The organism is Bacillus sp. 491mf (assembly GCF_900112415.1).
GTDB lineage: Bacteria > Bacillota > Bacilli > Bacillales > Bacillaceae_G > Bacillus_A.
In genome coordinates, this window is the sequence record NZ_FOLV01000001.1 from 210,322 (window position 1) to 231,029 (window position 20,708).

At 36.8% G+C, this 20,708-nt stretch carries 21 protein-coding genes and 1 other annotated feature; all 21 genes read left to right on the forward strand.

Going from position 1 to position 20,708, the window contains the following annotated elements:
* The first annotated feature begins 105 nt into the window (after nt 1-105).
* Entirely contained in the window at nt 106-1,209 is a 1,104-nt protein-coding gene (murG, locus tag BM211_RS01150; RefSeq protein WP_035429144.1) for an undecaprenyldiphospho-muramoylpentapeptide beta-N-acetylglucosaminyltransferase, read from the forward strand.
* 50 nt (nt 1,210-1,259) lie between these two features.
* Nucleotides 1,260-2,165 (forward strand): UDP-N-acetylmuramate dehydrogenase, encoded by a 906-nt coding sequence (gene murB / locus BM211_RS01155; RefSeq protein ID WP_035429142.1) that lies wholly within the window; start codon nt 1,260-1,262, stop codon nt 2,163-2,165.
* A 96-nt stretch (nt 2,166-2,261) separates the two neighbouring features.
* Complete coding sequence (locus BM211_RS01160; RefSeq protein ID WP_035429140.1) at nt 2,262-3,008, forward strand: cell division protein FtsQ/DivIB; 747 nt, start codon at nt 2,262-2,264, stop codon at nt 3,006-3,008.
* A 406-nt stretch (nt 3,009-3,414) separates the two neighbouring features.
* Nucleotides 3,415-4,716: a cell division protein FtsA gene (gene ftsA / locus BM211_RS01170; RefSeq protein ID WP_035429138.1), complete on the forward strand. Its 1,302-nt coding sequence runs from the start codon at nt 3,415-3,417 to the stop codon at nt 4,714-4,716.
* Between the two features lie 39 nt (nt 4,717-4,755).
* Nucleotides 4,756-5,904 carry a cell division protein FtsZ gene (ftsZ, locus tag BM211_RS01175; RefSeq protein WP_035429136.1) on the forward strand — a complete coding sequence of 383 codons (1,149 nt, stop codon included), beginning with the start codon at nt 4,756-4,758 and terminating at the stop codon, nt 5,902-5,904.
* A 404-nt stretch (nt 5,905-6,308) separates the two neighbouring features.
* Complete coding sequence (gene spoIIGA / locus BM211_RS01180) at nt 6,309-7,226, forward strand: sigma-E processing peptidase SpoIIGA (RefSeq protein WP_035429134.1); 918 nt, start codon at nt 6,309-6,311, stop codon at nt 7,224-7,226.
* A gap of 21 nt (nt 7,227-7,247) precedes the next feature.
* Nucleotides 7,248-7,964, forward strand: a complete 717-nt coding sequence (gene sigE / locus BM211_RS01185) for an RNA polymerase sporulation sigma factor SigE (RefSeq protein ID WP_035429132.1) — start codon at nt 7,248-7,250, stop codon at nt 7,962-7,964.
* Between the two features lie 140 nt (nt 7,965-8,104).
* A complete protein-coding gene (gene sigG / locus BM211_RS01190) occupies nt 8,105-8,884 on the forward strand; it encodes an RNA polymerase sporulation sigma factor SigG (protein WP_035429129.1) in 780 nt (259 codons plus the stop codon).
* Between the two features lie 443 nt (nt 8,885-9,327).
* Nucleotides 9,328-9,606 carry a YlmC/YmxH family sporulation protein gene (locus tag BM211_RS01195; protein WP_035429127.1) on the forward strand — a complete coding sequence of 93 codons (279 nt, stop codon included), beginning with the start codon at nt 9,328-9,330 and terminating at the stop codon, nt 9,604-9,606.
* A gap of 115 nt (nt 9,607-9,721) precedes the next feature.
* Nucleotides 9,722-10,540 carry a peptidoglycan editing factor PgeF gene (pgeF, locus tag BM211_RS01200; protein WP_035429125.1) on the forward strand — a complete coding sequence of 273 codons (819 nt, stop codon included), beginning with the start codon at nt 9,722-9,724 and terminating at the stop codon, nt 10,538-10,540.
* On the forward strand, nt 10,537-11,211 hold the full coding sequence (locus BM211_RS01205; protein ID WP_090994645.1) for a YggS family pyridoxal phosphate-dependent enzyme: 675 nt from the start codon (nt 10,537-10,539) through the stop codon (nt 11,209-11,211). The genes pgeF and BM211_RS01205 overlap by 4 nt, the downstream gene beginning before the upstream one ends.
* 19 nt (nt 11,212-11,230) lie before the next feature.
* On the forward strand, nt 11,231-11,692 hold the full coding sequence (locus tag BM211_RS01210; protein WP_035429121.1) for a cell division protein SepF: 462 nt from the start codon (nt 11,231-11,233) through the stop codon (nt 11,690-11,692).
* Nucleotides 11,693-11,698: 6 nt separating this feature from the next.
* Nucleotides 11,699-11,965: a YggT family protein gene (locus tag BM211_RS01215; protein WP_035429119.1), complete on the forward strand. Its 267-nt coding sequence runs from the start codon at nt 11,699-11,701 to the stop codon at nt 11,963-11,965.
* A gap of 10 nt (nt 11,966-11,975) precedes the next feature.
* On the forward strand, nt 11,976-12,749 hold the full coding sequence (locus tag BM211_RS01220) for a YlmH family RNA-binding protein (protein WP_035429117.1): 774 nt from the start codon (nt 11,976-11,978) through the stop codon (nt 12,747-12,749).
* 92 nt (nt 12,750-12,841) lie between these two features.
* Nucleotides 12,842-13,348 carry a septum site-determining protein DivIVA gene (divIVA, locus tag BM211_RS01225; RefSeq protein WP_035429114.1) on the forward strand — a complete coding sequence of 169 codons (507 nt, stop codon included), beginning with the start codon at nt 12,842-12,844 and terminating at the stop codon, nt 13,346-13,348.
* Nucleotides 13,349-13,399: 51 nt separating this feature from the next.
* Nucleotides 13,400-13,619 (forward strand) — a binding site (T-box leader).
* Nucleotides 13,620-13,699: 80 nt separating this feature from the next.
* Nucleotides 13,700-16,465 carry an isoleucine--tRNA ligase gene (gene ileS / locus BM211_RS01230; RefSeq protein ID WP_090994647.1) on the forward strand — a complete coding sequence of 922 codons (2,766 nt, stop codon included), beginning with the start codon at nt 13,700-13,702 and terminating at the stop codon, nt 16,463-16,465.
* Nucleotides 16,466-16,595: 130 nt separating this feature from the next.
* The gene (locus BM211_RS01235) at nt 16,596-16,928 is read left to right on the forward strand and encodes a TraR/DksA C4-type zinc finger protein (RefSeq protein ID WP_035429109.1); all 333 of its coding nucleotides are present in this window, start codon (nt 16,596-16,598) and stop codon (nt 16,926-16,928) included.
* Nucleotides 16,929-17,049: 121 nt separating this feature from the next.
* Nucleotides 17,050-17,508, forward strand: a complete 459-nt coding sequence (lspA, locus tag BM211_RS01240; protein ID WP_035429106.1) for a signal peptidase II — start codon at nt 17,050-17,052, stop codon at nt 17,506-17,508.
* A 3-nt stretch (nt 17,509-17,511) separates the two neighbouring features.
* Nucleotides 17,512-18,420 carry an RluA family pseudouridine synthase gene (locus BM211_RS01245; protein WP_035429104.1) on the forward strand — a complete coding sequence of 303 codons (909 nt, stop codon included), beginning with the start codon at nt 17,512-17,514 and terminating at the stop codon, nt 18,418-18,420.
* A 206-nt stretch (nt 18,421-18,626) separates the two neighbouring features.
* On the forward strand, nt 18,627-19,172 hold the full coding sequence (gene pyrR, locus BM211_RS01250; protein WP_090994649.1) for a bifunctional pyrimidine operon transcriptional regulator/uracil phosphoribosyltransferase: 546 nt from the start codon (nt 18,627-18,629) through the stop codon (nt 19,170-19,172).
* 147 nt (nt 19,173-19,319) lie between these two features.
* Entirely contained in the window at nt 19,320-20,603 is a 1,284-nt protein-coding gene (locus tag BM211_RS01255; RefSeq protein WP_090994651.1) for a solute carrier family 23 protein, read from the forward strand.
* The last annotated feature ends 105 nt before the right edge of the window (nt 20,604-20,708 follow it).

Sequence of the window (20,708 nt, forward strand, 5' to 3'; positions counted from 1 at the left end):
ATAGCATACAGTGAAATTTATGAACAGTAAGGTTAGTTAAACAAATCGGACTTTTATGATCTGGCAGTAGTGGGATAATAGAAAAAAGAAGCGGAGGAATAAGCAGTGCGAGTATTAGTCAGTGGTGGCGGAACAGGTGGGCACATTTATCCAGCTCTTGCGTTAATTCGAGAAATCAAAAAAATTCATCCGGAAGCGAGATTTTTATATATTGGTACTGAAAATGGTTTGGAGAGTAAAATTGTTCGCAAAGCGGGGATACCTTTTCAATCCATTGTTATTAGTGGGTTCAAGCGTAAATTATCAGTTGACAATGTGAAAACGGTGATGCGTTTTGTGAAAGGTGTACAGGATAGTAAACGGTACATACGTCGTTTTAATCCAGATGTTGTTATTGGAACAGGTGGTTATGTATGTGGTCCGGTTGTATACGCAGCAGCTAAACTGGGTATTCCAACAGTTGTACACGAACAAAATAGTGTACCTGGTGTAACAAATAAATTTTTGAGCCGTTACGTGAATAATGTAGCGGTTTGTTTTGAAGCGGCAGTAGAACATTTCCCGCAAAATAAAGTTGTGATGACAGGGAATCCTCGGGCTTCAGAAGTGTTGAATCAAAATGGTATGAAAGGCAAGCGTTCGGTCGGTTTATCTCTTTCAAAAAAATCAGTGTTAATTTTTGGAGGAAGCCGAGGCGCTAGACCAATTAATGATGCGTTTTTAGAAGCAATTGAACAATTTGGTAATAAAGCTTACGAAGTATTGTACGTTACAGGTGAAGTGCATTATGATAAAGTGATAGAATTGGTGAAACAAAAAGGGAATCCACACAATGTTATAATTAAGCCGTTCATTGATAATATGCCAGAAGTACTTACTGGGGTAGATCTTGTTGTTTCGCGTGCAGGTGCCACAACGTTAGCTGAATTGACAGCTTTAGGGAAACCAAGTATTTTAATTCCAAGTCCATATGTTACAAACAATCATCAAGAGAAAAACGCTCTTTCTGTTGTTGAAAAGGGGGCAGCAAAAATGCTTCTTGAAAAAGATTTAACAGGTGAAACGCTTCTTGGTGATATCGATGAAATTTTATTGGATACACAAAAATTACAAAATATGAAACTTGCTGCAAAGCAGTTAGGAATTCCAGATGCAGCAAATAAGTTATTTGAAGTGATGAAAAAACTTGTAGAAAATAACGTTAGGTGAATACCCTGCATACTACTGTAGTACAGAGATTTAATATGGGGGAGATCATCATGAAACAATTAGCAAAAGAACTTATGGAAGCACATGTAGGAAAAGTATTAGAAAATGAACCATTAGCTCGTTATACAACAATGAAAATAGGTGGTCCAGCAGATATTTTAGTCATTCCAAGTAGCATGCAAGGTGTAGAAAAAGCGCTAGAATGTGTGAAAAAGTATAGAACAAAATGGACTACGATTGGTCGCGGTTCTAATCTGCTTGTATCCGATAAAGGAATTGAAGGTGTTGTCATTCGACTAGGAGAGGGTTTGGATCATTTAGAAGTGACTGGAACGAATGTCCGCGCGGGCGGAGGATATCCTCTTATTAAGCTTTCAACTCTACTAAGCCGTCAAGGACTCGCAGGATTAGAGTTTGCAAGTGGAATCCCAGGAAGTGTAGGCGGGGCTGTGTATATGAATGCAGGCGCTCATAAATCGGATATGTCTAAAATTGTGAAGCGCGCTCGTGTGATGTTTGAAGACGGAAAGTTTGAATGGTTAACGAAAGAAGAGCTAGAATTTTCTTATCGTACATCTGTGTTACAAAAGAAGCGCCCTGGTATTGTACTAGAAGTAGAATTGCAATTAAAAGAAGGAAATCGTGACGAAATTATCGGGATCATGCAAAAAAATAAAGATTATCGTCGTGATACTCAACCTTGGAACCATCCGTGTGCAGGGAGCATTTTTAGAAACCCGCTCCCAAACTATGCTGGTGATCTAGTGGAAAAAGCTGGGCTGCGCGGTTATCAAATTGGTGGTGCGAAAATTTCAGAAATGCATGGAAACTTCATTGTAAACACGGGGACAGCATCAGCACAAGATGTTCTTGATTTAATCTCTTTTGTAAAGAAGACAATACTAGAACAGTTTGGTTTAGATATGCACACTGAAGTAGAAATCATTGGAAGATAATAGTTGTCTGTCCTGCCTTGTATCATTTATGATATAATGAGAAGAAGAACGGCATGCATAACATGCCGTTCTTTATGTTACATAGGGGGAGCGTACATGAAGAATAGTAAAGTTATTAAGTTACAAGATCGTGTACCAAAATTAAAAAATCAAAAGAAGAAAAAACAAGTAAATAAACGATTAATTTTATATGTATCGATTTTATTTTTATTGGTACTTTTTTTAATTTATTTTCGATCTCCGATGAGCAATATAAAAGAGATTACAATTCATGGTAATCATTATATGACGGATAAACAAATAATGGAGCAGTCTGGGATTACGAATAATATGAGCTATTTTAGTCTAATTGGACATCAAGCGGAAGCGAAATTAAAGAAGCAAAAGGAAATAAAAAATGTCCATGTGAAAAAACAATTTCCAAACAAGATTGTTATCGATGTTGAGGAATATGTGACAATTGGCTACATTAATAAAGATGACAAATTATATCCTCTTTTACAAAATGGAAAATCATTAGATGCCCTTCCAAATGGGAAGTTACCAGTTGCTGCACCAATTTTTGTTCCTTTTGAAGAAAAGAAAATGAAAGAATTGATTGCTGAACTAGAAACGTTAACACCAGCTGTTCTTCGCTCCATATCAGAAATCCAGTATAAACCAACAGAATTGTATGCAGATCATCTTACACTATATATGAATGAGGGATACGAAGTAAGTACAGTTATTCAAGATTTTGCAAAACGAATGGAAGCTTATCCACTTATTGTTAAGAATTTGTCGCCAGATAAAAAAGCAATTATCCACCTAGAGGTAGGTGCTTACACTGAATATCTAAATTAACGAATAACAGCTTAGCAAAGTGGATGCTTTAGTTGTAAAATTTGTTTTGTTAAGAAAAATAGAAATGTATTCTTGAAAATTATGTAATTAAGTCATATTTTCCTCTTTTTTCTTTTTTTAATATAATCTTAGGAGTAAGTTTCACTTTTCTAGAAGTACATCTTAGTGTAGACTTATAATTGGCGGTAATCTTTGTAGAGAGATAAGGTTGTTTCAAAAAATAACAGTGATTTATATTTTGCTGTTAAAAAAATGAATAAATACCAAACGAAAATAAGAAAAATATAGTGTTAAAAAAGGGAAACGCATAAATACGTTGAATATTTTTCTTATAACATAGTAAAGCAACGATTGTTGTTCCATATATTGAATCTTATGGTATAAATAAAGAAGGAGGTGCCAAAGAATGAACAGCAATGAAATATATGTTAGTCTTGACATCGGTACATCCAATGTTAAAGTCATAATTGGCGAGATGGTCAATGACGCTTTAAACATTATTGGTGTTGGAAATGTAAAGTCGAATGGTTTGAAAAAAGGCTCCATTGTTGACATAGATGAGACTGTACAATCGATTAAAAAGGCTATTGAACAAGCTGAACGCATGGTAGGAATTCACATTGAACGCGTTGTTGTAGGTGTAAATTCTAATCAAGTACAGCTTCTTCCTTGTCATGGAGTAGTCGCTGTTTCAAATGAAGATCGTGAAATCGGAAACGAAGATGTGCTTCGGGTACTTGATGCAGCACAAGTTGTGTCAATTTCACCAGAGCGTGAGTTTATTGATGTGGTGCCTCGACAGTTTATCGTAGACGGCCTTGATGGAATTAATGATCCGCGTGGAATGATTGGTGTACGTTTAGAAATGGAAGGTACATTAATTACAGGCTCGAGAACATTGTTACATAATTTACTTCGATGTGTAGAAAAAGCGGGTCTTGAAATAATTGATATTTGCCTTCAGCCATTAGCAGCAGCATCAGTTGCATTATCGAACGATGAAAAAAATCGTGGTGTTGCTCTTATTGACATCGGTGGAGGTTCGACAACATTATCCATTTTCCAAGATGGGGAATTACAAACGACAAGTATATTACCGATTGGTGGAGATCATATTACAAAAGATATCGCCATCGGATTGAAAACATCAACTGAAAATGCCGACCAAATTAAACTAAAATATGGACATGCTTTTTATGATACAGCATCTGAGGAAGAAATGTTTACTGTTTCAATGATGGGCAGTGATCAAACGGAGCAATATTCTCAATTAGAGTTAGCTGATATCATTGAAGCTCGTGTAGAGGAAATTTTTATGCTAGTACAAGATGAGGTGCAAAAACTTGGCTTGAAACAGTTACCAGCTGGCTATGTACTTACTGGTGGTGTTGTTTCTATGTCTGGTATTCTTGATCTTGCAAATGACATTCTACAACAAAATGTTCGTATTGCAACGCCAGATTATATTGGTGTACGTGAACCACAATATACAATTGGGGTTGGACTTATAAAAAATGCATACCAAAAAGCTAAATTGCGAGGAAAGAGCGTGCAGGAAAAGCAGGAAAATTATGAAACACAGCATACACATGCACCAGTACCTGCTGCAGCGCAACAACCAGTAAAACAAAAGCCTCGTAAAAACAATGATAACAATGAACGAATGATGTCAAAAGTGAAGCGTGTATTCCGATATTTATGGGATTAGATTTAAACGCGAAAAATGAGGTTCTAGGGGGATTTCGACATGTTAGAGTTTGATACTACACAAGATCAATTAGCAAATATAAAAGTTATTGGTGTTGGCGGCGGCGGAAACAATGCTGTCAATCGTATGATTGAAAATGGCGTACAGGGCGTAGATTTTATTGCTGTAAACACAGATGCCCAAGCACTAAACTTATCAAAAGCTGAAACAAGAATGCAAATCGGTGGTAAATTAACGCGCGGACTTGGTGCGGGCGCAAATCCGGAAGTAGGAAAAAAAGCTGCTGAGGAAAGTAAAGAACAAATTCAAGAAGCACTTCGCGGTGCGGATATGGTCTTTGTCACAGCTGGTATGGGCGGTGGAACTGGGACTGGAGCAGCTCCTGTTATTGCACAAATTGCAAAAGAACTAGGGGCATTAACAGTTGGGGTTGTAACTCGCCCATTTACATTTGAAGGTCGTAAGCGTGCAACGCAAGCTACATCTGGGATTGCTGCGTTTAAAGAAAATGTAGATACAATCATTGTTATTCCAAATGATCGTATTTTAGAAATCGTTGATAAAAATACACCAATGCTTGAGGCATTCCGTGAAGCAGATAACGTATTACGTCAAGGTGTTCAAGGTATTTCTGACTTAATTGCAACGCCTGGTCTTATTAACTTAGACTTTGCAGACGTAAAAACAATTATGTCTAACAAAGGTTCTGCATTAATGGGGATTGGTATTGGAACTGGTGAAAACCGTGCGACAGAAGCAGCAAAACGTGCGATTTCTAGTCCGTTGCTAGAAACATCTATTGATGGTGCACAAGGTGTTATTATGAACATTACAGGTGGCACGAATTTAAGTTTATACGAAGTTCAAGAAGCGGCGGATATTGTAGCTTCAGCTTCTGATCCAGAAGTAAATATGATTTTCGGTTCAGTAATTAATGAAAACTTAAAAGATGAAATTGTTGTTACAGTAATTGCAACAGGTTTTGATGATAGTATCTCAATGCAACCACCTAAACCAATTACTCGTTCCTCAGTAACTACTACTAAAAGTGCGCAGCAACCAGTACAACCAGTTAAACAACGCGAAGTAAAGCGTGAAGTAAAGCGTGAAGAGCCAGTTAGCGAGCGTCATACAGATGTAGATGATATCGATATTCCAGCATTTTTACGTAATCGTCGCAGACGCTAATGGAGCGTTTATAAAGTGAAACTTTAAGTTGTAGGGTATACCCGCTGCTTATTAGTTGAACCAATTAAGTTTTTACTGTCCATAAGTTGCGAGATGAATTTTCGTATTTCATGGAAAAATAAAGAAGAAAACTCTCTTTAAATGCAAAGAGGGTTTTCTTTTTTTTATTCTCTTTCCTTTGTTATTCACGGACAGAAAAATAATAATCTTTATATTGATACAAATTTCGTTACTTACTCAAAGATAGTGCCTTCTCGGTAGTTTTATAAGAGTCCTCTTTTTCTACATGACAAATTATTCCTTAAAGTTTCAAAATAACAAAAAATCCCTTCCGTCAATTGACACACTTTTCCATTGGATATGCATTATACTAGTCTCAACTTTATAAAAAAGAGGTGAACCGTTTGGTTGTATACGCCGACATTATATGGTTATTAAATGTCTGCATTGATTTTCTTTTACTTTTATTAACAGCAGTTGTTTTAAAACGGAAAGTGAAAAGATGGAGACTTATACTTGGGGCATGTATCGGTTCAACAATTGTTATTTTTGCATTCACGCCGTTAGCATTCTTGATGACACATCCTGTAATGAAATTAATATATTCATTTCTTATTGTTTATACTGCATTTGGCTTCATTCGTTTTCGGACATTTCTCCAGAGTGTTTTAACGTTTTATTTTGTGACGTTTATGGTAGGAGGTGGCCTTGTCGGCACTCACTTTTTTCTTCAAACAAGCGACATGATGAATGGGCTAATTTCAACAAAATCTATTTCGTATGGTGATCCTGTAAGTTGGTTGTTTGTAATAATCGGGTTTCCTGTTATCTACTATTTTTCAAAAAAGAGAATTGCAGATGTAGAAGTAACAAAGATTCATTATGAGCAAATTGTGAAAGTAGATATCAAAATAGGTATAAATGATATTCAACTAGATGGATTGATTGATAGTGGAAATCAATTGCATGATCCGCTTACCAAAACACCAGTTATGATTATCCATGTTTCTTCTTTGGACAATGTGCTACCGAGTTGGCTAATAGAACAAGTTCAACGAAAAACAGCAATTCCTTATATACCAGATGAAGAATCGGGGTGGGCAACACGTTTGCGCTTAATTCCTTACCGCGCTGTAGGGGTTAACCAACAATTTTTATGGGCGTTTAAACCTGACTATGTACAAATTTATCATGAATCTGCGAAAGTTACTGTAAATAAAGTATTAATTGGTTTGAATGCACAGCAGCTATCAGCGAACGGTGAGTATCAGTGTATTTTACATCCAAAAATGTTATTGTCACAAAAAATAACAATTGCTTAATAGAGAAATGGAGGGATTGAATTGAAGTTGAAGTTTCGGTTAACGTATCTTTGGTATAAGTTATTGTTAAAACTTGGAATTAAGACCGATGAAATATACTATATTGGTGGGAGTGAAGCGTTGCCACCACCATTAACAAAAGAAGAAGAAGAAATTTTGTTAAAAAAACTACCAAATGGAGACGAAACAGCAAGGTCACTTTTAATAGAGCGCAATTTGCGTCTTGTTGTATATATTGCTAGAAAGTTTGAAAATACAGGGATTAATATTGAAGATCTTATTAGTATTGGAACCATTGGCTTAATAAAAGCGGTTAATACATTTAATCCAGAAAAGAAAATTAAACTTGCAACGTACGCTTCAAGGTGTATTGAGAATGAAATATTGATGCATTTACGGAGAAATAATAAAAATCGTTCAGAAGTGTCTTTTGATGAGCCTCTTAATATTGATTGGGATGGAAATGAACTATTGTTATCAGATGTTTTAGGAACAGATGAAGACATTATTACAAAAGATTTGGAAGCAACTGTTGACCGCCATTTACTTATGAAGGCATTGCATCAATTAAATGATCGAGAGAAACAAATTATGGAACTTCGTTTTGGATTAGATGGTGGAGAAGAAAAAACACAAAAGGATGTTGCTGATATGCTCGGCATTTCCCAGTCGTATATTTCACGTTTAGAAAAACGAATTATTAAAAGGCTTCGTAAAGAATTTAATAAAATGGTATAGATGAAGCTAAGCAGACAATTGTCTCGTTATAAAGAATGTAGGTTTCATTTGATAAAGTGAGACAAATGAATTAATGCATAAAATTCCCTCCAAAGGAGATACTTTACACTGTACAGCAACTCCCGTTAGGAGGGAACACTTTGACGAGAAACAAAGTAGAAATTTGCGGTGTTGATACATCAAAACTTTCAGTACTAAAAAATGAAGAAATGCGACAGCTATTTCGAGAAATGCAAAGCGGCGATATAAGCGCAAGGGAGAAACTAGTAAACGGAAACTTACGTCTTGTACTGAGCGTCATCCAAAGATTTAACAACAGAGGGGAGTTTGTTGATGATTTATTTCAAGTGGGCTGTATTGGACTTATGAAATCCATTGATAATTTTGATTTAGGTCAAAATGTTAAATTTTCAACATATGCTGTACCAATGATTATCGGAGAGATTCGAAGATATTTACGTGATAATAATCCAATACGAGTATCACGTTCTTTGCGAGATATTGCGTATAAAGCATTACAAGTACGCGAAAAACTCATTGCTGAAAATTCGAAGGAGCCAACAGCAATGGATATAGCAAAAGTACTTGATGTGACGCACGAAGAAATTGTGTTTGCACTTGATGCGATTCAAGACCCAGTTTCATTATTTGAGCCAATATACAATGATGGTGGAGATCCGATTTTTGTTATGGATCAATTAAGTGATGATAAACAAAGGGACGAGCAATGGGTCGAAGAGCTAGCGTTAAAAGAAGGAATGAAGAGATTAAATGAACGAGAAAAGATGATTATTCGCAAGCGTTTCTTTCAAGGAAAAACACAAATGGAAGTGGCTGAGGAAATTGGAATTTCTCAAGCACAAGTGTCGCGTCTTGAAAAATCAGCAATTAAACAAATGAATAAAACAATTCAAGGCTAAGAAACTGACTTCAAAAGGCGCATAAGTGCCTTTTGAAGTCAGTTCTTTTTTCGTTATCGACCACTCTTTAGAATATATCGGCGTTTCGGCACAATATAAAGACCGTTCGACGATATTCGACATACAAGTAGTCAATTCGCTGAGCTGAATCATACCGAAAAGTGAATTTTTTAGTCAGCCACTTTCATGTAAGAATTAAGAGGGGAGATTCTGTTCATAGGAAAGGTTTCATATTCATATAATGGCTATAAAGAAAAGATTTTGTACGTGAAGGGACGGATTCTCTACTAATGATTATACTAACAGGCCTCATCTCAAGAGGCGGAGAGAGCCAAAGAAGTTAGGTAGGAAGGAAAAAACTTATTTATGGAAGTTTTACTTCATTTTTTAATTGAGGTGAATTTGCGATTGTCAGTTAAATATGTGACAAGGAGTGGATTGTAATGATACGTATTTCAGAATTTCAAATGAAAGATGTTGTCAATGTATCCGACGGAAAAAGGCTTGGAAACATTGGAGATATCGATATTGATATGAGAACAGGGAAGATTCAGGCAGTTATCATTACAAAGCAAGGGAAAATGTTAGGGTTATTTGGAAAAGAAGAGGAATTAGTAATCCCTTGGAAACAAATTGTGAAAATAGGGGAAGATGTAATATTAGTTCGAGCGGATCATGTTCCTACTGTTACAGAAACAATACAAACACCGACAACTTTTTAAAGAATATTACAATTTTCTCTTTTTTTTTAGTTGTCATTATGGAAAAATAAAAGTATGGTAAAATAGACAGGAAGTACCATACTTTTTATGTTATTTTATTATAAGGAGCCTTTTTATGAGAGAACCATTTACATATAAGGACGATATGTTGTATTTACAAATATGGGAAGAACTGGGTCCTATCATAGCTGGATTTACCACAAAAGAAGGTGGAGTGAGTACTGGGGCGTTTCATTCAATGAATCTAGGACTGCACGTTCATGACAAAGTGGAAAATGTTCATGAAAATCGCCGTCTTTTAGCAGAAAAATTACAAGTTCCATTAGAAAATTGGATTTGTTCTGAACAAGTTCATGATCACCATGTTGCAAAAGTGGGCAAACAAGAGAAAGGAAAAGGTGTCTTTTCCTATGAAGACGGTATCCCAAATACCGATGGCATATATACAAATGATACAGATGTGTTATTAACATCTTGTTATGCGGATTGTGTACCACTCTATTTTTATGCACCATCTTATAGAATGATTGGACTTGCACATGCTGGCTGGAAAGGAACCGTAAAAGGAATTGCGAGTGAAATGATCGGTAAGTGGAAAAATGAAGGCATACCGCTTGATGATATACACGTTGCTATCGGTCCATCTATTGGAGCGTGTTGTTATGTTGTAGATGAGCGTGTATTATCTGCTGCTAAGCAGGTGCTTCATGGCTCCGTACCGTATGACATGATTTCTACTGGACAATATGCACTAGATTTAAAAGAAATAAATCGTTTGCTATGTTTACAAGCTGGGATTAAAGAAGAGAACATTGTTATGTCTTCTCTTTGTACAAGCTGTGAAACGCAATTATTTTTCTCACATCGCCGCGACCATGGAAAGACAGGAAGAATGCTTAGTTTTATTGGTTTTAAGGAGGATGGAAAACAGTGACAGTACAAGAGAATTTAGCATACATTCAACAAGAAGTTGAAAGAGCATGCCAACGAGTGAATCGATCTTTAGACGAAATTACACTTGTTGCTGTTACAAAAACAGTAGGGATTGAAAAAACGAATGAAGTGTTACAAGCCGGGCTTGTACATCTTGGAGAAAATCGTAATGAAGGTTTTTTACAGAAGTATGAGTATTTTGGAGACAAAGCGACGTGGCATTTTATCGGTTCATTGCAATCTAGAAAAGTAAAAGAGGTTGTAAATGAGATTGATTATTTACATTCACTTGATCGTCTTTCCCTTGCAAAAGAAATTCAAAAACGAAGAGCGAAACCTATTCGCTGCTTTGTGCAGGTAAAAACCTCAGCAGAAGAGTCTAAACAAGGGTTAGATATAGAGGAGACCATTGAGTTTATTTACAACTTACAACAATTTGATAAAATTGAAGTTGTTGGACTGATGACAATGGCACCTTACATAGACGATGAAATGCAAATTCGTAGTTGTTTTCAGATGTTGCGTAAACTGCAAAAGCAAGTACAAGATTTAAACCTATCGTATGCTCCGTGTACGGAGTTATCAATGGGAATGTCGAATGATTATACAATTGCAATTGAAGAGGGCGCTACTTTTATTCGTTTGGGAACGATTTTAGTGGGAAAAGAATAAAAGGAAGGAGAATTTGATTATGAGTTGGTCAAAAGTAAAGTATTTCTTTTTTGACACACCAGAAGAGCGGGAAGCGCACTATGCTTACGAAAAGGAGCAAAATGAAATGAAAAAACAGCAGGACCCAGAGCAGGATATTCCTCTTGCAAAGATACAAACGAAACAAAACGTAGTAAGCATTGAAACAGCAAAACAATCTTCAAAAGTTGTTTTATTAGAACCTCGTACTTACTCAGAAGCACAGGGGATTGCCGATCATTTGAAAGGCCGTCGTGCAGTTGTAATTAATTTGCAACGTATGTCTACAGATCAAGCGGTGCGTATCGTTGACTTTTTAAGTGGAACTGTATATGCAGTAGGCGGGGATATTCAAAAGTTAGGCCCAAAAACATTTATATGTACGCCAGATAATGTAGATATTGTTGGGGCAATTTCTGAATTGTTTGGTGAAGATGAAGAAACAAATATAAAAAGGTGGTAGTGCACTATGATGGTAATTTTTCAAATTTTGTACTATCTATTCGAAATTTATTCATTTGCGCTTATTGTTTATATCCTTTTATCCTGGGTTCCGGGAGCTAGAGAGTCAACATTTGGTGATTTCCTAGCCCGTATTTGTGAGCCGTATTTAGAACCGTTTCGGAGGTTTATTCCACCATTAGGTGTAATTGATATTTCTCCAATTGTGGCGATTCTTGTACTACGTTTTGCAAAATCAGGATTGGTACGTGTATTTGAATTCTTTTTGATATAGGGAAATATAGATGAGCATCTATGAACATTTTAGACCTGAAGAAACAGTTTTCGTTGATAAAGTATTAGAATGGAAGCAAGCAGCAGAAGAATACCATCAAGTAAAACTTACTGATTTTCTTGATCCGCGAGAACAACAAATTGTTTCTATGATTGTTGGACATCAAGGTGATGCTGCATTTCAGTTATACGGGGCTACCCCGAGTGCAGAAAGAAAACGGGCGTTAATTTATCCCGATTACTTTCTGCCGAATGCAGAAGAGTTTCAAATAGAAATATTAGAAATTGACTATCCTTCTAAATTTTATACGCTAGAGCATCGTCAAATATTAGGAGCATTTATGTCTCTTGGCTTAAAGCGGGAGAAATGCGGAGATATTTGGCTTCAGAACAATCGTGCCCAAATTGTAGTTGCAAAAGAAGTTGTGTCGTATATAGAAATGAATTTACAATCAATTGGAAAAACAAAAGTATCATTATCACCTGTGTCAATTGATCGTGCATTACATATAGAAGATCAGTGGGATGAAAAGTCAGGTACCGTCCCGTCACTTCGATTAGATGTACTGCTATCAGAAATGTTTCATCTATCTCGACAAAAGGTACAGCCATTCATTAAAAATGGTCTTGTGAAAGTAAACTGGAAAGTCGTTGATCGATCTGCTTATGAATGTTTTCCGGGAGATGTATTTTCTGTAAGAGGTCATGGTAGAGGTAAATTACTCGCTGCTGAGGGAAAAACAAAGCGCGATAAATGGAGAATTTTGTATGGGACTTTAAAATGATTTCTTTTTTTAGAAGGAAAATCTCCCATTTTGTCGAAGAAAAGATATAATTAAAAAAGAAAATTTAGATAACCTACTTGGAGGTGGCGTTTGTGCCGTTAACACCGTTAGATATTCATAATAAAGAATTTAGTCGTGGTTTTCGTGGCTATGATGAGGATCAAGTAAATGAATTCCTTGATCAAATCATTAAAGATTATGAATTAGTAATTCGTGAGAAAAAATCATTAGAAGAAAAAGTTGCACAACTAGAAGGGAAATTAGATCATTTCTCCAATATTGAAGATACATTAAACAAATCTATCGTTGTAGCACAAGAAGCAGCAGAAGAAGTAAAGCGTAATGCACAAAAAGAAGCAAAGTTAATTGTTCGTGAAGCAGAAAAAAATGCAGACCGTATTGTTAACGAAGCGTTAGTAAAATCAAGAAAAGTGGCATTTGATATTGAAGAGCTGAAAAAGCAAGCAAAAGTGTTCCGTACGCGTTTCCGTATGCTAATAGAAGCGCAGCTTGAAATGTTAAACAATGACGATTGGGACAAGTTAATCGAGTTAGAAGAAGAAGTAGATGAGCTTCTTAAAAAAGAAGAAACTGTGTAAACTTGACGTTTTTCTCATTATTACATATAATTCTATACAACATAATTTTTTAGAAAAACGAAGATAGGGATAAGTACTTTTTTCATACCTTATATAGCGAACTGAGGGCGGTGGAAGCTCAGGATAAGGAGAGAATGGGAATATCACCCTGGAGTTCCTCGCTGAACAACAAAGTAAGCAGAGGCGTGTATTCGCGTTAAGAATATAAAGAGGATTACTATATGTAGTAGTCTACTAGGGTGGTACCGCGGGAGACCTTCTCGTCCCTTTTTGGGGATGAGAAGGTCTCTTTTTTATTCCATTTATTTAGAAAAAGTGTCAATCTTTTATATATTCAAGGAGGAATTAAGTATGGAGTATAAAGATACATTATTAATGCCAAAAACAGAATTTCCAATGCGTGGGAATTTACCGAAACGTGAGCCTGTTATGCAAGAAAAATGGGCTGAAGTGAACATTTATGAAAAAGTACAAGAACGTACAAAAGAACGTCCGCTGTTTGTACTGCATGATGGACCGCCATATGCGAATGGTGACATTCATATGGGACATGCGTTAAATAAAGTATTAAAAGACTTTATTGTTCGTTTTAAATCAATGACGGGATACTGTGCACCATATGTACCAGGTTGGGATACACACGGACTACCAATTGAGCAAGCCTTAACAAATAAAGGTGTTAAGCGTAAAGAAATGACAGTTGCTGAATTCCGTAAACTTTGTGAAGAATACGCATACGAGCAAGTAAATCGTCAGCGCGAGCAATTTAAACGTTTAGGTGTACGCGGTGATTGGGATAATCCATACATTACATTAGAGCCAGCATATGAAGCACAGCAAATTAAGGTATTCGGCGAAATGGCGAAAAAAGGTTATATCTATAAAGGACAAAAACCTGTTTACTGGTCTCCAACAAGTGAATCTGCATTAGCAGAAGCAGAAATTGAATATAAAGATAAAAAATCTGCATCTATTTATGTAGCATTCCCTGTAAAAGATGGAAAGAATGTTTTAGAGGGTGATGAGAAGTTCATCATTTGGACAACAACACCTTGGACGTTACCAGCTAACTTAGGTATTTCTGTTCATCCAGAACTTGAATATAGTGTTGTGAAAGTAAATAATGAAAAATATATTATCGCTTCTGAACTATTTGAAACAGTTACGAAAACATTAGAGTGGGAAAATGCTGAAGTTGTGAAAACAGTAAAAGGTAGCGAGCTTGAATATACAACGGCGAAACATCCATTCTACGACCGTGATTCTCTTGTGATGCTTGGTGAACATGTCACGACAGATGCTGGTACAGGTTGTGTACATACAGCACCTGGGCACGGGGAAGATGACTTCCTTGTTGGAAAGAAATACGGTTTAGAAGTTCTTTGTCCAGTTGATGATAAAGGTGTATTAACAAGTGAAGCTCCAGGGTTTGAAGGACTATTCTATGATAAGGCAAATAAACCAATTACAGAAAAATTAGAAGAGGTTGGTGCGTTATTAAAGTTAACATTTATTACGCATTCTTATCCACATGACTGGAGAACGAAACAACCAATTATTTTCCGAGCAACTGCACAATGGTTTGCGTCTATTGAAGCGTTCCGCAGTGAATTATTACAAGCTGTAGAGGAAACAAAATGGGTGCCAGCTTGGGGAGAAACACGTCTTCATAACATGGTTCGTGATCGCGGTGACTGGTGTATTTCTCGTCAACGTGCATGGGGTGTTCCGATTCCTGTATTCTATGCAGAAAATGGTGAACCAATTATTACAGATGAGACAATTAATCATGTAGCAGCGTTATTCCGTGAACATGGTTCGAATGTATGGTTTGAACGTGAAGCGAATGATTTATTACCAGAAGGATTTACACATCCATCTAGTCCAAATGGTGAGTTCCGTAAAGAAACAGATATTATGGACGTATGGTTTGATTCAGGTTCTTCTCATCAAGCTGTCCTAGAAGAGCGCGAAGACTTACAACGTCCAGCTGATTTGTACTTAGAAGGATCTGACCAATATCGTGGCTGGTTTAACTCTTCGTTATCAACAGCAGTTGCGGTAACAGGTAAAGCACCATATAAAGGCGTTTTAAGTCATGGCTTCGTACTAGACGGTGAAGGTCGTAAAATGAGTAAATCTATCGGGAATATTGTTGTACCGAAGAAAATCATGGATCAATTAGGTGGAGATATTTTACGCCTATGGGTATCTTCTGTTGATTATCAATCTGATGTACGTATTTCAGATGATATTTTAAAACAAGTAGCAGAAGTATATCGTAAAATCCGTAATACATTCCGTTTCTTATTAGGAAACTTAGCTGACTTTAATCCAAGTCAAGATGCAGTAGCAAAAGCTGAACTACGTGAAGTAGATCGTTACATGCTAGTGAAATTAAATGACTTAATTGCAAAAGTAAAAGATGCTTATGAAACATATGAATTTGCTGCTGTATATCATGCGATTCATAACTTCTGTACAATTGATTTAAGTTCATTCTATTTAGATTTTGCAAAAGATATTTTATATATCGAAGCAGAAAATAATCATGATCGTCGTGCAATTCAAACGGTACTATATGATGTACTTGTTTCATTAACAAAACTTGTAACGCCAATTTTACCGCATACAGCAGATGAAGTATGGCCGTATATCCCTGAAGTAGTAGAAGAGAGCGTCCAATTAACTGATATGCCGGAAGTTGTAGAAGTAGAGGATGCTGAAGAGTTAAAAGGAAAATGGGATGCATTTATGACACTTCGCGATGACGTACTAAAAGCGTTAGAAGATGCACGTAATGCAAAAGTAATTGGTAAATCATTAAATGCAAGTATCACACTTTATCCAACAGCAGAAATGAAAGAATTGTTACAATCCATTACAGAAGATGTGAAACAATTATTTATCGTTTCTGAGTACCATCTTGGTGGAACGATGGAAGAAGCACCAGCTGATGCACCGAAATATGAACATACAGCTGTTGTTGTAGCGCAAGCAACTGGTGAAACATGTGAACGTTGCTGGGTTGTCTCTGAAACAGTAGGAAGTAATGCGGACCATCCAACATTATGTAAGCGTTGCGGAGAAGTTGTAACTGAACATTATGTAAAATAATGCAATGAGGAAAATCGACTGCATACAAGGCAGTCGATTTTTTTCTTCCTTGGAAGGAAAAATGTGTGTGCGGTAATCGAGTGTGTTTCGGATAAACTAACGATACATTCCAGCCGGGAGGGACGCACTTGTGACTGACACATACATGGAAATTCAAGCAGAACTACAATTAATGAAGCGAGAATTACAGGAGAGATTAGCTAAAGAAGAGTTGTATGCGTATGATGTGGAATTTGGTCAGGAATTGCTATTTATAGCGAAAACAGATATGAAAAATAAATTATTATTGCATGATATGAGGGAAGATTTAAAAGATGTAGAGCGAGCGCTTTGGAAAATGGAAATAGGGATGTATGGAATTTGTGAGGAAACCGGACAACAAATGACACTTAGACAATTAAAGGGGATGCCGACAGCACGTACAATTTATGAGTGCTTTTATGAAAAAGTAAAAACACTTTAAAGACAACAATATTATATTACCTAGTTCATTTTATTTTATGCTCCAATGCGATGCTTCATTGTGAAAACATAGCAGCTATGCTAAAATTTTGAGGTATACTGTCATTGTGGGGGAAACGAAAATGATATATTATTTAATAGCATTATTTGTGATTGCCATTGATCAAGTATCAAAATGGATTATCGTGAAGGAAATGGAGTTAGGTGAGAGCATTCCGATTATTGATAATGTGCTGTATATAACGTCTCACCGCAACCGCGGAGCTGCATGGGGTATTCTAGAAAATAAAATGTGGTTCTTTTACGTTATTACGGTTATCTTTGTAATCTTTATTCTGTTTTATATGAAGAAATATGCAAAGACAGACAAGCTTCTCGGTATTTCGCTGGGGCTTATTTTAGGCGGGGCAATTGGTAATTTTATTGATCGTGTCGTACGAAAAGAGGTTGTTGATTTTATTCATACGTATATTTTTTCGTATAACTTCCCAGTGTTTAACGTTGCGGACTCGGCATTATGTGTAGGAGTGGCGTTAATTATTATTCAAACATTACTAGAAGGAAAGAACATAAAGGAGTAAATAATGAGCGAAGTAGTACAAGTAACAGTTTCAGAAGAGCAAAAGAATGAACGGATTGATAAATTTGTTGCTGGAGTGAATAATGAATGGTCTCGTTCACAAGTACAGCAATGGATTAAAGATGGTGTTGTAACGGTAAATGGAAAAGACGTTAAAGGGAATTATAAAGTAAAAACAAATGATGAAATTATAGTTACCATTCCAGAACCAGAAGAACTTGATATCCAGGCCGAAGATATGAATTTGGAAATTCATTATGAGGATGCTGATGTATTGGTTGTAAATAAGCCGCGTGGCATGGTTGTACATCCAGCCCCGGGACACACAAGTGGTACACTTGTAAATGGTCTTATGTATCATTGCACAGATTTATCAGGTATAAATGGTGTAATGCGCCCAGGGATTGTGCATCGCATTGATAAAGATACATCTGGGTTATTGATGGTGGCAAAAAATGATATGGCACATGAGGCGCTTGTTAACCAGCTTGTAGCAAAGACGGTAACAAGACGTTATCAAGCAATTGTTCATGGTGTTATTCCACATGATAAAGGAACGATTGATGCGCCAATTGGTCGTCATAAACAAGATCGTCAAAGTATGACCGTTGATGAAAATGGAAAACATGCTGTGACTCATTTCCGAGTATTAGAACGTTTTAATAACTTCACTCATGTGGAGTGTCAATTAGAAACAGGCCGCACGCATCAAATTCGTGTACATATGAAATATATTGGTTATCCACTTGCAGGTGATCCGAAATATGGTCCGAAGAAAACATTTGATATAAATGGTCAAGCTTTGCATGCAGGTATTTTAGGTTTTATTCACCCGCGTACAGGTGAATATTTAGAATTTGAAGCACCAGTTCCACAAGTTTTTGTAGAGCTTCTAAATGATTTACGAAAATAATATTGACAATCGTTATAAAAACTGACATAATAACATCAGTTGAATAAGTCCTTTAACACAACCCCGTGAGGTTGAGAAGGTAACGGTTTGAAATGCATAGGGTATCTTTATATCCTTTTTCAGAAACCCCTCTCGCACACGACGGCGAGAGGGTTTTTTTTATACCATTCCTCTCACGCAAGAAAAAAAGCCTGGAGGTGAAGAACATGAAAGAAAAAGCAGTGGTACTAGATGATCAAATGATTCGCCGCGCTTTAACACGCATTAGTCATGAAATTGTAGAACGTAATAAGGGTGTTGAAAATTGTGTTCTAGTTGGCATTAAAACACGCGGCATTTTCATCGCTCAACGTTTAGCAGAACGAATTGGTCAAATTGAAGGAAAAGAAATGGCCGTCGGTGAATTAGACATTACGTTATATCGTGATGACTTGACTTTGCAATCTAAAAACAAAGAACCGCTTGTAAAAGGTTCAGACATTCCAGTTGACATTACAAATAAAAAAGTCATTCTTGTTGATGACGTATTATATACAGGAAGAACAGTGCGAGCTGCTATGGATGCATTGATGGATATCGGTAGACCATCACAAATTCAGTTAGCTGTTCTTGTAGATAGAGGTCACCGTGAACTGCCAATTCGCGCTGATTATGTTGGGAAAAACATTCCAACATCAAGCGAAGAGCGTATTGAAGTAGACCTTCAAGAAACAGATAAACAAGATCGAGTAAGCATATACGAAAAAAAATAAAGCCCTTTTAAATGTAGTCCCGTGAGGCTGCCAAAGGGTCTTGACTTTCATATGTCTAATTTGACATACGTAAGTATAGGACTCTTTGTGCATAGTCACAAAGAGTTTTTTTATTGCAAGTTTTCAACATTGGAGGAGGAGATAACAATGGAACAAAAGCCAGTGTTAGATATTCATGAAGTACCAAAGCCAGGAAAATGGTTATTGTTAAGTATACAGCATTTATTCGCTATGTTCGGGGCAACGGTGCTTGTTCCATTTTTAACAGGATTAAATCCAGCAGTTGCTTTAATTTCAAGTGGACTCGGAACGTTAGCATTCTTGCTTGTGACGAAAGGGCAAGTACCTGCTTACCTCGGATCATCGTTTGCATTCATTGCACCAATTATTACAGCAAAAGCAGCAGGCGGTCCAGGAGCAGCTATGCTTGGCGGAATGATGGCAGGACTTGTTTACATGTTGATTGCACTTGGCATTAAAAAGTCTGGATCGAACTGGATTATGAATCTCTTACCACCAATTGTAGTTGGTCCAGTTGTTATGGTAATTGGACTTGGGCTTGCGCACACAGCGGTAAATATGGCAATGAATAATGCAGATGGAAAATATAGCTTTACACACTTTTCAGTTGCGCTCGTAACATTAGCAATTACAATCATCTGCTCGATTTTTGGAAGAGGCTTCTTTAGCATCATACCAGTATTAATTGGAATCATAGGTGGTTATATCTTTGCCTACTTCCAAGGCTTAGTCGACTTGAAACCAGTGGTAGAAGCAAAGTGGTTCGACGTGCCAGACTTCATCGTACCATTTGTCACATATACACCAGAGTTTTCGTGGAAAATCGTCCTAGTCATGGTACCAGTTGCGATTGTAACGATTTCAGAACATATCGGACATCAAATTGTACTTGGAAATGTTGTAAATAGAGACTTGATTGAAACCCCTGGTTTGCATCGCTCTATTATGGGAGACGGCATTGCAACATTTATCGCGTCCACAATTGGAGGACCGCCAAATACAACGTATGGTGAAAATATTGGAGTACTTGCGATTACTAGAGCATATAGCGTGTACTTGTTCGTCGGATCAGCAGTATTTGCGATTATCTTCGGGTTTATTGGGAAAATCTCAGCACTTATCCATTCGATTCCAACGCCGGTAATGGGTGGTGTATCAATCTTACTCTTCGGTGTGATTGCATCAAGTGGTTTACGCATGTTAGTAGATGAGAAAATAGATTTAGGAGATAAGCGCAATCTAATGATTGCATCTGTCATACTAGTCATTGGAATCGGCGGTGCAGTGCTTCATATCGGCCAGTCTTTCCAGGTAGAAGGTATGGCTCTTGCAGCAATGGTGGGAGTACTGTTAAATCTAGTTTTACCTAAAATGAAAACGAAAAAACAATCAAAGCGAATTGCTTCATAAAGACAGCCTTTTAATTCAGTCCTGTGAGACGGAAAAGGGTGTGTAGTTTGTTACACCCTAGTCTCACATGGCTAGGGTGTTTTTATGCGGTTAATATAATAAAAA